This window comes from Mesorhizobium sp. LSJC269B00 (assembly GCF_000502815.1).
Lineage (GTDB): Bacteria > Pseudomonadota > Alphaproteobacteria > Rhizobiales > Rhizobiaceae > Mesorhizobium.
The window spans coordinates 222,151-234,136 of record NZ_AYVN01000003.1 but is presented as its reverse complement, the minus strand read 5'-3'; the positions used below and the strand labels follow the sequence as shown (position 1 = coordinate 234,136).

Below are 11,986 nucleotides of genomic sequence, written 5' to 3'. Positions count from 1 at the left end.
GCCCGCCGCATCACAGCTTCGGTGCGCGCCTCGGAGCCGGCGCTTTGCTCGCCGGGCCTGGCGCCGGCACGGGCTGCGCCGCCGGGTGGTTCTCGATCAGCGTGATCTTCTGCCAGATCTTGCGCGACAGGTTGGACGCCAGGTTCTCGACGTCGTTGACGCCGTCGATGACCACATCGTCATTGACGGACTGCGCAAACAGCGCCGCGATCTTGCCGGTGATCGACAGCATTTCCGAGCAATAGTCGAGGTAGCGCGCCAGGTCGGCGGCATTGGTGATGCGAGCCGGCGAATGCGCGGTCGGCCTGAAATTGGCGGACAATGCTGCCGGATCCTTGGTCAGCTGGTGCATGTCGATGACATGGATCAGCGATCTCAACCCATGCAGCTGGCGAAACACCCGCTTGCGCTTGATGCGCTCCTCGGTGCGGATCAGCGCCAGCAGGCCGAGCACGGCAAGGATCATCATGTTGATCGTGGCTTCGATGCCTTGCACCGACTGCACCGCATCGTCGGCCTGCGAGATATGGATGAGCGGCAGGATGGTGCCGACGAATAGGAAGATCAGCGCGCCGGCGGCAACAGCGGCGACGATGGCGCCGCGCAGCCACCAGATCGGCGCTTCCAGCGCCTGCGCCGCCTTGGCCAGGTCGCGCGACAGCGACACCAGTTCGGCGGCGACGCCGCGCAGGCCGGCATCGGGAAAACGCTCGGCGACGCGCTCTTCCAGCCGCTCGGCGGTGTCGATGATCAGTTTCGGATCAAGCGTGCGGTAGCGCATGGCGAGATATCCGGTCGGCGCTCATGGTTCAGCCGGCGCGTTGCTGCGTTTGCCGTAGCGGTTCGGACCGGGGTCACCGCGGAAACACGCTAGAACGATGAGAAGAATGGGGCCGATGATAAGAGAGATCAACGCGTAATAAGTCGGCTTGCCGAAATCATGAAACCGCTTTGCGGTTACCGCAAAGCTCGACCATGTCGAGATCAGCAAAACAACCCAGAACACAAGTGCCCAGTTCTGGCTGGTTGCGGTGCCGGGTTCCAGTCTCGACAACTGGTAGAGCGGGAAAAACTGTGCAAGCACCAGCAGCAGCCCGGCGAGCACGTAGGCACTTGGGCTGACGCGCCCTGAGAGGCTGAAGAAAAGCCAGGGAAGTGGTGGTGTGTTGGGCAATCTGGAGCGCTCTGGTTGCTCGGACAGGATCAATCACGCAGCAGTTCGTTGATCGAGGTTTTCGACCGGGTCTTGGCATCGACGCGCTTGACGATGACGGCGCAGTAGAGGCCAGGGCCCGGCTCGTTGTTCGGAAAGGCCTTGCCCGGCATCGAGCCGGCGACGACGACCGAATTCGGCGGCACCTCGCCATAAAACACTTCGCCGGTGGCGCGGTCGACGATCTTGGTCGACTGGCCGATGAACACACCCATTCCGAGCACCGAGCCTTCGCGCACGATGCAGCCCTCGACCACTTCGGAGCGCGCGCCGATGAAGCAATTGTCCTCGATGATGGTCGGGCCGGCCTGCATCGGCTCCAGCACCCCGCCGATGCCGACGCCGCCCGAGAGGTGCACATTCTTGCCGATCTGGGCGCAGGAGCCGACCGAGGCCCAGGTGTCGACCATGGTGCCGCTATCGACATAGGCGCCGACATTGACGAAGGACGGCATCAGCACCGCGCCCGGCGCGACATAGGCCGAGCGGCGCACGATCGAAGACGGCACGGCGCGGAAGCCTGCCTTCTCGAAATCGACCGCGCTCCAGCCGTCGAACTTCGACGCCACCTTGTCCCACCAGACCGCCTGGCCGGGGCCGCCCTTGATGATCTCCATCGGATAGAGCCGGAACGAGAGCAGCACCGCCTTCTTCAGCCATTGGTTGACATGCCATTTGCCATCGGCCTGGCGCTCGGCAACGCGCACGGTGCCACGGTCGAGCAGGTCGAGTGAGGACTGGATGGCGTCGCGCGTTTCGCCCCGGGTCGCGGTCGAAATCGTGTCGCGCTCCTCGAAGGCCTTCTCGATCGTCTTTTCGAGGCTGGCCAGATCAGGCTTCGACATGAATTCGCTCCGTTACCACGCTGTTAAGGCCGTCGGCCTTAACCTTGTTTTGAAAGTCGCGCGGACCCTATGTTAAGGCGTATTGGGGGTCAATCGCGGGTGCGCCATGGGACGGCGCAAGTGAACTGTTGGGACGGGTAGAAAGCATATGACTCCTATGGAAAAGGCGGGATGGACGCCGCTGCCGCATTCGGACGAGGATCTGGAGCGCTCGAAAAGCGTGCCCGACACGCCGCAGACTCGCGCCGAAACCTACCGGCTGGCCTGGAACGATCCCGACTTCATGACGCGCCGGGAGTTGCGCGCTGTGCGCTTGCAGCTTGAGCTCTTGAAGCCCGAAATGATCCTGGCCGAGCGCGGCATCCGCTCGACGGTGATCCTGTTCGGCGGCGCGCGTATTCCCGAGCCCGGCGGCGAGGCCTGGGCCGCCAAGAACGAGACGCAGAAGAAAAACCTCGAGGAAAACAGCAAATATTACGAGGAGGCGCGCAAATTCGCCCGCCTCTGCTCACAGCAATCGGCCACGTCCTACTACCGCGAATTCGTCGTCGTCACCGGTGGCGGCCCAGGCGTGATGGAGGCGGGAAATCGCGGCGCCGACGATGTCGGCGCGCCGTCGATCGGCCTCAACATCGTCCTGCCGCACGAGCAGGCGCCGAACGCCTATGTGACCCCGGAGCTGTGCTTCAACTTCCACTATTTCGCCATCCGCAAAATGCATTTCGTGATGCGCGCCAAGGCCGTCGCGGTGTTTCCGGGCGGCTTCGGCACCATGGACGAGTTCTTCGAGACGCTGACGTTGATCCAGACCGGCCGCATGGAACGCGTGCCGGTGATCCTGTTCGGCAAGGCGTTCTGGCAGCGCGCGATCGACCTCGATTTCCTGGCCGAACAAGGCACCATCACGCCCGGCGACCAGGATATCATCGACTTTGTCGACACCGCCGACGAGGCCTGGGGGATCATCAGCCGCTTCTACAAGTTGGGGGAGTAGGGGAACCGGGAATTGAGGAACTGAAGAATTGAGGAAAAGGAGGTCCGGATCGGTCTTCCTTTCACCAGTTCTTCAATTCTTCAGCTCCTCAATTCCTCCACCCCCTCCACTATCCCCGTCAGAAACGTCGCGAGATCGTCGGTGACGAAATCGACGTCGTCCTCATTGGCCGGATCGCGTTCCCAGATCTCGGCAAAGGTCGGCTCGAAATTGCGCGGCACCACCAGCACCGTGGTCATGCCCAGTGATTTCGGCACCTCCAGGTTGCGGGCGAGATCCTCGAACATCACCGCATTGTGTCCGGTGACGGCGTGCAGTTCGGCAAACTTCTCATAGGTCTGCCGCGACGGCTTCGGCGTCAGCCCGGCGGCGACGATATCGAAAATGTCGTCGAAATGGTCGAGTATGCCGAGCTGGCGCGCGGTGCGCTCGGCGTGCCTGCGGTCGCCATTGGTGAAGATGAACTTGCGGCCGGGCAGCTGGCGGATGGCGGTGCCCAGCACCGGATCCGGCACCAGCCACGAATAGTCGATGTCGTGCACCTTTTCGAGAAAATCGTCGGGGTCGATGCCGTGGCGCGTCATCAGCCCGTTCAGCGTCGTGCCATATTCGAGATAGAGTTCCTTCTGCAGCTTGCGCGCTTCCTCGCGCGGCAGCGTGAGCAGTTCTCCGACATAGGCCGTCATCTTGACGTCGATCTGCGAAAACAGATTCGAATGGTGCGGATAAAGCGTGTTGTCGAGGTCGAACACCCAGTCGGTGACATGGGCGAAGCGGGCGGGATCGGGCAGCGTGGTCATGGCGTCCTTATGGCATGAAATATCTGCCGTTCGAACCCCTTTCTGATGTAGAGCTTATCCACAACCTATGTGCATCTAGAGTTGTAAAAATGGGCTCACCATTCAAATTTTAGCCATCACGGAAAGGTGGCCTTCAGGGCTTGCTGGCACAGAGACGGTTCAGTGGGAGCCAGCGATGAGTCGCATAGTCTTAAAGTCCGCCGCGGTCGCATTCGGCTCGGTAGCCATCTCGCTTTTGCTGACGCTGATCATCGTTCCCGCCATGGGTTTTCCGGTCGACCGCACTGTCTGGCTGACATCGACGGTGTGCCCGCTGGCGCTCGCCTGGATCGCCTGCGCCAGCACCTTCTGGCAGAGCGACCGACTGAAAAACGCGCATCGCGATCTCGCCCGCGCGCATGCCCAGCTCGCCGCCGCGCATCGGCGCCTGTCGGCGAAGGCGAGCCGCGACGACATGACCGGCATGCTCAACCGCGAGAGCTTCTTTGCCGCGTTGGACGGCTCGCGGCGCAAATCCGATCGCGGCGCGCTGCTGATCATCGACGCCGACCATTTCAAGGCGATCAACGACAGTTTCGGCCATCTGACCGGCGATGACGCACTGGTGTTGATCGCCAGCGCCATCGAGCGCGGCGTCCGCAGCGGCGACGTGCTCGGCCGCATTGGCGGTGAGGAGTTCGGCGCCTTCCTGGTCGGCGCTACGGAAGCCGAAGCCCGGCGCGTGGCCGAGCGCATCCGCCGTGAAGTCGAGCTGGTCCGCTTTCGTCCGGTCGACGAGCGCACGGTGCCGCTGACCGTCTCGATCGGCGGCATCACCTGTGCGCAAGATGCCGATGTCTCGGACCTGATGCGCGCCGCCGACCGCCGGCTCTACGAGGCCAAGCACCGCGGCCGCAATTTGTCGATCCTAGACCGGGATATTTCCGAAGCTGCCTGAGGTGTTGGTGGTGGGGCTGTTAACGGATCGCCAACATTGTTTCCACGCAACTGCGCCGTTTACCGGGTTGTAACTCGTTTATAGGCAAGGCTTGGCACGGGAATGGCATGTCTGGCCGGTACGTGTGCCGTTCAGGGAACGCCATGCGTGGATCGAAGCCCCCATCCAGAGACGTGTCATGAGTTTCTTCATCAGGAAAATATCGCGCCGCACCATCGTGCAGGCGCTGATTGCGATGCCGGCGCTACAGCTTTTTCGCAAGCAGCCTGACAGCGACCGCCCCCCGTCCGATCCCGACGAGATCGTCGTGGTCAATGGCTGGATCCTGAAGCGGAGCGACCTGGCATGATCTTCGACAGCTATGAGGCGTTTCGAGCCTCGGATTTCAAGCCCAAGGTCTGCATTCTCGGCTCCGGGCCGGCCGGCACCACCATTGCCAGAAAGCTCGGCGCCGCCGGCATTCCGGTCGTGGTGCTGGAGGCCGGCGCACGCGAATTCAGCGACGAGTCGCAGGATTTCTACCGCGGCTCCACGGTCGGCGATCAATATTTCGATCTCGACATCACCCGGCTGCGCTTCATGGGCGGGTCGTCGAACCACTGGGCCGGCTGGTGCCGCGTGCTCGACAAGCAGGACTTTGAGCCCAAGGCATGGGCGCCGGACACCGGCTGGCCAATCGCCCGGACCGACATCGAGCCCTATCTGTCCGAGGTGCACGACATACTCGAGCTTCCCGACTTCAAGCCCGATGTGCCGATTTCAGACGACATACGCTGGGTGCAGCTGATCAAGAGCCCGGCCGTGCGCTTTGGCGAGAAATTCTCCGACGAGCTCGACAAGAGCAAGAACATAGCGCTCGTGCTCAACACCTATGCCACCGAACTTGCCGGGGACGGCAAGCGAGTGACCGGCGCCAGGCTGTGGTCGAACGGCAAGGATGCCGGCGCCTTCAGCGCCGATTGTTTCATCGTCTGCGCCGGCGGGCTGGAGAATTCGCGGCTGCTTCTATGGTCGAACCAGCGCTCGAATGGCGGCGTGGTGCCGAACGCCACGGCACTTGGCCGCTACTGGATGGAGCACCCGACCTTCGAGGGCGGCAATGCCATCTTGGCCGATTACAGGGAGTTCGAGGTCGATGCCGTCAACGAGGCGTTCTTCTCGCCGACGCTCGCCGCCATGGAGCGGCTGCAGATCATGAATTTCGGCATACGCCTGATCGAGACGCCCTATGCCGGCGTCAAGAGCCTGATTGCCGACCTCGCCTGCACCGCGCCCGAGGCCGCCGAATGGGTCGCCTACCAGCTCAGCCAGAACCTGCGCTGCGCCGCCCAGCTCTACGTCGCCTGGGAACAGGCGCCGCTGGCCTCGAACCATATCGAATTGTCGAAGACCGATGTCGACCGTGCCGGCGTGCCGCGCATCGAGCTGCACTGGAAGAAGTCGCCGTTGGAGCGCCGCACCATCCTCGAGGGGCTCAAGCTGTTCGGAACGACGCTGATCGAGAAGGACCTCGGCCGCGTCCGCATCATGGACTGGCTGACCAATGGCGAGGACTACCCGACGGATGAGGAACTGGCCGGCCACCACCACATGGGCGGCACGCGCATGGGCACCGATATCACCAAGAGCGTGGTCGACGCCAACTGCAAGGTGCACGGCATGGACAATCTCTATGTCGGCGGCTCGTCGGTGTTCTGCACGTCGGGCGAATGCAACCCGACGACGACAATCACCGCACTTGCCTGCCGGCTAGGCGACCATCTGACCAAAGTAATCACGGTGTGACGAAGTCATCCACGGTGTGACGAAGTCATTACCGTCTGATGTCAAAAAAGCGAACGGCGCGACAGGATTGCTGCCGGCGCTACCCATGCCTTGGTGTCGAAACCCTCGGAAATCAGCGCCAACGAGATCTCCCTCCCCCTTGTGGGGAGGATTAAGGGTGGGGATAGGTGCCGCGCAAACCCTTCAGGATTTGCTAAACCGTCGCTGGATCCAGGGTCGGCTGCCCCTTGCGGCGGGCAACGATCGCCTTGAAATCGGCGGTCCGGAACGCATCGCGCAGCACGTCGAAGGACGGCAGCACGAAATAGGCGCGCTGGAACTTGTCGATCTCGTAACCGGTGCGCATTACCGTTTCGAGGTCGAAGGGCACGTGGTGCGCGTCCGGGCTCGCGACGGCGAACTGCAATTCGGTGAACGACGACATCAGCCCGGCGCCGAAAGCTTTCAGCTTCTGGCCCTCCTCCTGTATCAGCCCGTATTCGGCGGTGTACCAGTAGAGCCGGGTGATCATCTCGTCACCGCCCAGCGCAATCACGCTCTCGGCCTTTTCGCCATACATCTGCATGAAGTCGGCAAACACCGGCTGTGTCAGGATGGGCACATGGCCGAAGAAGTCGTGGAACATGTCGGGTTCGACGATGTAGTCGAGCTCGTCCTTGGTGCGCAGCCAGTTGGTCACCGGAAAGCGCCGGTTGGCGAGATGGTCGAAGAAGGGCGCGGCCGGGATGAGGCCAGGCACGGCGACGATTTCCCAGCCGGTCAGCTTGCGCAGCCTGTCTGAGACCGCGCCGAAATCCGGGATCTTGTCGAGCAGGCCGAGTGCGGCGACGCCATCGAGATAGGAATGGTGCGCCAGCTTCTGCGTCAGCTTGGTCTGCCGGTCGCACAGCGTGCGCCACACCGCCTGTTCGTCGGCGCTGTAATCATAGCCCTGCGCCACGGTGAAATCGGAACGGCACACTGAATAGTCGCCACGCAGGCCTTGCGCCGCGCAATCACGGGCATATTCGGCAACGCTCATCGTCGTCATGGTTCTTCTCCCCTGATCGTGACACTTGAATCTGTCCGCAGAGTCTAGCGGCGGCCGGCGAGGCAATTCAGCTTTGATGATGGCTTGGGTCCATGATTTGAGGTAAAAATCACCAAGCAGAAGCTGAAAGAGAGTGAAAATGCCTCAGTTCGACGATTTCGAGATCAAGATGCTGGATGTGCTTCAGCGCGATGGACGCAAGCCCGTGTCCGAACTGGCGCAGGAGATCGGCCTGTCGACGACGCCTTGCGCCCGCCGCTTCGAGGCGCTGCAGGAGGCCGGCATCATCAAGGGCTTTGCCGCCGTGCTCAACCGCCGCGCCGTCGGCCTGATGGTCGAGGTGTTCATCCAGGTGCGGCTCACCAGCCACAGCGACGGTTCGCCCGAAACCTTCATCGCCGCCGTGCAACGCATGGACGAAGTGTCGTCATGCTGGACGATGACCGGCGACCACGATTTCCTGCTGCACGTCATGGTGCCGTCGGTCGACGAACTCAACGCCTTCGTCATGCACCGCCTGATGCGCCTTGCCGGCGTGCGCGACGTTCACACCCAGCTGGTGCTGCAGAACATCAAGGGCCCGGGCCACGTGCCGCTCGCCCACCTCAGGCGGTAGGACACGCACCGCCATTTCTGCGGAAAAGCTGCACGCAAACTGCTGAACGGAGCCCAAATGCGAAACTGAAACGCCGGCCACGCCATGCGGACCGTCGCTCAAAGGTCCGTCATGAACATCGTGCTGATCAATCCGCCGCACACCGCCATCGGCAGCCGCGTGCCCGATGACCATCTGCCACCGCTCGGCCTGCTGGCACTGGGCGGCCCGCTTATCGACGCCGGCCATAAAGTCCGGCTGGTCGATGCCGAATTCGGGCCGATGCCGTTGGAAACTCTGGTGCGCGATGCGCTCAGCGGCCAGCCCGATTGCATCCTGATCGGCCACTCCGGCTCGACCTCGGCGCATCCCACCGCGCTCGCGATCGCCCGCATGGTCAAGGCGCTCGAGCCGGCGACGCTGGTGATCTATGGCGGCGTGTTCCCGACCTATCACTGGCGCGACATATTGGCGGCGAGCGATGTCTTCGACTTCATCGTGCGCGGCGAGGGCGAGGCAACCATCCTTGCCCTGGTCGTGGCACTGGACAATCGCCGGCCGCTGGGCGATGTCGCGGGTATCGCCTATCGCGACGATCTCGGCCGCCCCTTCGCGACGCGGCCGGCCGGGACCACTGCCAATCTGGACGAGTACCGCGTCGGCTGGGAGCTGATCGATCACCGCCGCTACAGCTATTGGGGCGGCAAGCGCGCCGTGGTCATGCAGTTTTCGCGGGGCTGTCCGCATCTGTGCAACTATTGCGGCCAGCGCGGTTTCTGGACCCGCTGGCGGCACCGCGACCCCAAAAAATTTGCGCAGGAGATTGCCTGGCTGCACCGCCAGCACGGCGTCGAACTGATCAACCTCGCCGACGAAAACCCGACCGTATCGAAGAAGGTTTGGCGCGCCTTTCTCGATGCGCTGATCGCCGAGAACGTGCCGGTGCTGATCGTCGGCTCGACCCGGGCCGACGACATCGTGCGCGATGCCGACATCCTGCACCTCCATCGCAAGGCCGGCGTCATCCGCTGGCTGCTCGGCATGGAAAACACCGACCAGCAGACGCTTCAACTGATCCGCAAGGGCGGCAGCACCTCATCCGACCGCGAGGCGATCCGGCTGCTCCGCCAGCATGGCATACTGTCCATGGCGACCTGGGTGGCGGGGTTCGAGGATGAGACCTTTCGCGATCTGTGGCGCGGCTTTCGCCAGCTGCTTGCCTACGACCCCGACCAGATCCAGGCGCTCTATGTCACGCCGCACCGCTGGACGCCGTTCTTCCGCATCGCCAAGGACCGCAAGGTGATCCAGACGGATGCCCGGCTGTGGGACTACAAGCACCAGGTGCTGCAGATGACCCGGCGGAAACCGTGGATGCTGTTCTTCTCGGTCAAGCTGATCGAGGTCGCGGTGCAGTCGCGGCCGAAGGCGCTGGCGCGCATTCTCTTCCACCCCGATCCCGAACAGCGCCATTCGATGCGCTGGTACACCCAAATGGGCCGCCGCGTGTGGTTCCGCGAGGTCTGGGGTTTCCTGGCCCGCGACCGCCGCCTCAAGGATGGTCCGACGCTGGCTGAGTTCTGGGGCGCGCCGCAGGATGCCGATGAGGAATCCATGGTCGTCATGCGCCCGCCGCTCAAGCCGGCCGAAGCGGCTGTCGCGATCTCGGCCGGCACCTGACCGGCTCGCTGCCATTCATAGATACGTACCGTATGCGTATTGACATACGCGGCGTATGTACCCACCTCATGCATACGGGACGTATGTGAGTGCCCCGGACAATGGAGTGAAAATGACCAAACGTGACGCGATCTTTCCTGCCGGCAGGCAGGCTCTCTACGAGATCAATCGCTATTCTGCTGCAATCCGATCGGGCGATCTTTTGTTTGTCTCGGGCCAGGTCGGCAGCCGCGAGGACGGGTCGCCCGAACCTGTCTTCGAAAAGCAGGTCCAGCTTGCCTTCGACAATCTCGCGGCAGTGCTGAAAGCAGCGGGCGCCACGTTCGACGATATAGTCGACGTGACCACCTTCCACACCGATCCGGCAACGCAATGGCCCGTGATCGATGCCGTTCGGCTGAAGGTGTTCGGTGAACCGCCCTACACCAATTGGACGGCGGTCGGCGTCAACTGGTTAGCCGGCTTCGACTTCGAGATAAAGGTCATCGCGCGCCTGCCCCAGCCTGCCTAAGGGCTGGCCAGCCGACCAACTGGCCGCCAAGCCAGTTGCCGATCAGGGCACGATTAGCGTGCCGGCGCCGTGTTCGGTGAACAGTTCCAGAAGCACCGCATGCGGCGTCTTGCCGTTGAGGATGACGACGCCTTCGACGCCGCGCTCGATCGCCTCGATGCAGGTCTCGACTTTGGGGATCATGCCGCCCGACACCGTGCCGTCCTTGATCAGCGCCTTGGCTTCGGCCACCGTCAGCTCGTCGATCAGCTTCTTGTTCTTGTCGAGCACGCCGGGCACGTCGGTCAGGAACAAAAGGCGCGTCGCCTGGCAGGCGCCGGCGATGGCGCCGGCGAAGGTGTCGGCATTGATGTTGTAGGTATGGCCATCGCGGCCGGGCGCCACCGGCGCCAGCACCGGGATCATTTCGGAGCGCGCCAGCAGGTCGAGCAGGGTGCGGTCGACTTCGACCGGTTCGCCGACGAAACCGAGATCGAGCACACGCTCGATGTTGGAATCCGGGTCGATCATGGTCTTGCGAGCCTTTTCGGCGAACACCATGTTGCCGTCCTTGCCGCACAGGCCGATCGCCCATTCGCCCTCGGCGTTGATCAGCGCGACGATCTCCTTGTTGATCGAACCGGCCAGCACCATCTCGACGATTTCGACCGTCTTCTGATCCGTGACGCGCAGTCCGCCTTCGAACTTGGATTCGATGCCCATCTTGGCCAGCATGGCGCCGATCTGCGGCCCGCCGCCATGGACGACGATCGGGTTGACGCCGGACTGCTTCAGCAGCGCGATGTCACGGGCGAAAGCCTTGCCGAGCTCGATATCGCCCATGGCATGACCGCCATATTTCACCACCACCGTCTTGTGCTCGTAGCGCTGCATATAGGGCAGGGCCCGCGAGAGCAGGGCGGCCTGCATTTCGGCGGTGGCGGTGATCTCCGTCATCGGCATGGTTCCCTGGATGCGGGTAAGGACGGCGGCGTCTTAGCGGGAATTGGCCCAGGCCGCAAACAGCTTTGCTATCACGATGATGAAATCTGCCGGATCAGGCCGGCACCTTGAGCGGCGCCCGCCGCGTCAGCCAGCCGGAAATCTTCTCCATCTGCGCGGCGAGCGACAAAACCGTCTGCTCGTCGCCGGGGCGGCCGACGCCCTGGATGTCGAGCGGCAGGCCGGCATCGGTGACATGGGCCGGCAGCGCGATCGACGGCTGGCCGCTGACATTCTGGATCGCCGGCCAGTGGTGAACCACTGGCTCTTGTCCATCAATTGCCCAAACAGGGATCTGATCTCCAAGAGACGGGTCAAATGCAATTTGTCGAGCAGGTTTTCGATGAGCTCGTCGGCCCCCTTCGGGTCCATGGCGCCTCAGGCAAGCGGCGGATGCGCAATGATCGGGTTGCCTCGGCGCGCGCGATCGCAGCATCGACAAGGTCTGGCGGCGAGATCTCGCCTCTGTGCACAGCCTGCCAAGTCGGTTGCATCGTTCTCCCACAGCATCTGTTCGGCCGACATTGCTGTTCCCCTTTCTGCGGGAGGCTAACGACAGCCGATTTCCTTGGCACCGACCGGCGATTACTGGCGATCGGGCGCGGACATCGTTTG

At 62.9% G+C, this 11,986-nt stretch carries 14 protein-coding genes; 7 read left to right on the top strand and 7 right to left on the bottom strand.

The genetic code is table 11. The features are described from left to right. Positions 1 to 10: 10 nt before the first annotated feature. From X771_RS155745 to dapD, 3 genes are read right to left on the bottom strand one after another with little or no spacing between them, the layout of a single operon-like run. Positions 11 to 781, bottom strand: a complete 771-nt coding sequence (locus tag X771_RS155745; RefSeq protein ID WP_023673220.1) for a hypothetical protein — start codon at positions 779 to 781, stop codon at positions 11 to 13. 21 nt (positions 782 to 802) lie between these two features. Further along, positions 803 to 1,207, bottom strand: a complete 405-nt coding sequence (locus X771_RS155750) for a DUF805 domain-containing protein (RefSeq protein WP_081725464.1) — start codon at positions 1,205 to 1,207, stop codon at positions 803 to 805. Then, complete coding sequence (dapD, locus tag X771_RS155755; RefSeq protein WP_023673222.1) at positions 1,204 to 2,058, bottom strand: 2,3,4,5-tetrahydropyridine-2,6-dicarboxylate N-succinyltransferase; 855 nt, start codon at positions 2,056 to 2,058, stop codon at positions 1,204 to 1,206. The genes X771_RS155750 and dapD overlap by 4 nt, the downstream gene beginning before the upstream one ends. Before the next feature lie 148 nt (positions 2,059 to 2,206). On the opposite strand from dapD, the gene X771_RS155760 reads away from it, so the two are divergent. Further along, positions 2,207 to 3,052 (top strand): LOG family protein, encoded by an 846-nt coding sequence (locus X771_RS155760; protein WP_023681343.1) that lies wholly within the window; start codon positions 2,207 to 2,209, stop codon positions 3,050 to 3,052. Between the two features lie 80 nt (positions 3,053 to 3,132). On the opposite strand, the gene X771_RS155765 is transcribed toward X771_RS155760, so the two are convergent. Continuing rightward, on the bottom strand, positions 3,133 to 3,852 hold the full coding sequence (locus X771_RS155765) for a pyrimidine 5'-nucleotidase (RefSeq protein ID WP_023687469.1): 720 nt from the start codon (positions 3,850 to 3,852) through the stop codon (positions 3,133 to 3,135). 175 nt (positions 3,853 to 4,027) lie between these two features. On the opposite strand from X771_RS155765, the gene X771_RS155770 reads away from it, so the two are divergent. The 3 genes from X771_RS155770 (at position 4,028) to X771_RS155775 (ending at position 6,574) form a co-directional block, all read left to right on the top strand. Beyond that, positions 4,028 to 4,789, top strand: a complete 762-nt coding sequence (locus X771_RS155770) for a GGDEF domain-containing protein (RefSeq protein WP_023681345.1) — start codon at positions 4,028 to 4,030, stop codon at positions 4,787 to 4,789. A 178-nt stretch (positions 4,790 to 4,967) separates the two neighbouring features. Then, positions 4,968 to 5,138 carry a hypothetical protein gene (locus X771_RS1000000168740; RefSeq protein ID WP_023687468.1) on the top strand — a complete coding sequence of 57 codons (171 nt, stop codon included), beginning with the start codon at positions 4,968 to 4,970 and terminating at the stop codon, positions 5,136 to 5,138. Then, on the top strand, positions 5,135 to 6,574 hold the full coding sequence (locus X771_RS155775; RefSeq protein ID WP_023687467.1) for a GMC family oxidoreductase: 1,440 nt from the start codon (positions 5,135 to 5,137) through the stop codon (positions 6,572 to 6,574). Before X771_RS1000000168740 ends, X771_RS155775 begins: the two co-directional genes overlap by 4 nt. Positions 6,575 to 6,767: 193 nt before the next feature. Here the strand turns inward: X771_RS155775 and phhA are convergent, their stop codons facing one another. Beyond that, positions 6,768 to 7,604 carry a phenylalanine 4-monooxygenase gene (gene phhA, locus X771_RS155780; RefSeq protein ID WP_023687466.1) on the bottom strand — a complete coding sequence of 279 codons (837 nt, stop codon included), beginning with the start codon at positions 7,602 to 7,604 and terminating at the stop codon, positions 6,768 to 6,770. 139 nt (positions 7,605 to 7,743) lie between these two features. On the opposite strand from phhA, the gene X771_RS155785 reads away from it, so the two are divergent. The 3 genes from X771_RS155785 (at position 7,744) to X771_RS155795 (ending at position 10,390) form a co-directional block, all read left to right on the top strand. Continuing rightward, complete coding sequence (locus X771_RS155785) at positions 7,744 to 8,220, top strand: Lrp/AsnC family transcriptional regulator (protein ID WP_023687465.1); 477 nt, start codon at positions 7,744 to 7,746, stop codon at positions 8,218 to 8,220. A 111-nt stretch (positions 8,221 to 8,331) separates the two neighbouring features. Then, positions 8,332 to 9,879, top strand: coding sequence for a magnesium-protoporphyrin IX monomethyl ester anaerobic oxidative cyclase (gene bchE / locus X771_RS155790; RefSeq protein ID WP_023687464.1), 1,548 nt, complete (start codon positions 8,332 to 8,334; stop codon positions 9,877 to 9,879). 112 nt (positions 9,880 to 9,991) lie between these two features. Beyond that, positions 9,992 to 10,390, top strand: coding sequence for a RidA family protein (locus X771_RS155795; protein WP_023687463.1), 399 nt, complete (start codon positions 9,992 to 9,994; stop codon positions 10,388 to 10,390). 42 nt (positions 10,391 to 10,432) lie between these two features. Here the strand turns inward: X771_RS155795 and argB are convergent, their stop codons facing one another. Together argB and X771_RS1000000169130 are read right to left on the bottom strand one after the other, a co-directional pair. Beyond that, complete coding sequence (gene argB, locus X771_RS155800; RefSeq protein WP_013528489.1) at positions 10,433 to 11,326, bottom strand: acetylglutamate kinase; 894 nt, start codon at positions 11,324 to 11,326, stop codon at positions 10,433 to 10,435. Positions 11,327 to 11,426: 100 nt separating this feature from the next. Then, positions 11,427 to 11,633, bottom strand: coding sequence for an amidase family protein (locus tag X771_RS1000000169130; RefSeq protein ID WP_023687462.1), 207 nt, complete (start codon positions 11,631 to 11,633; stop codon positions 11,427 to 11,429). Positions 11,634 to 11,986: the final 353 nt, after the last annotated feature.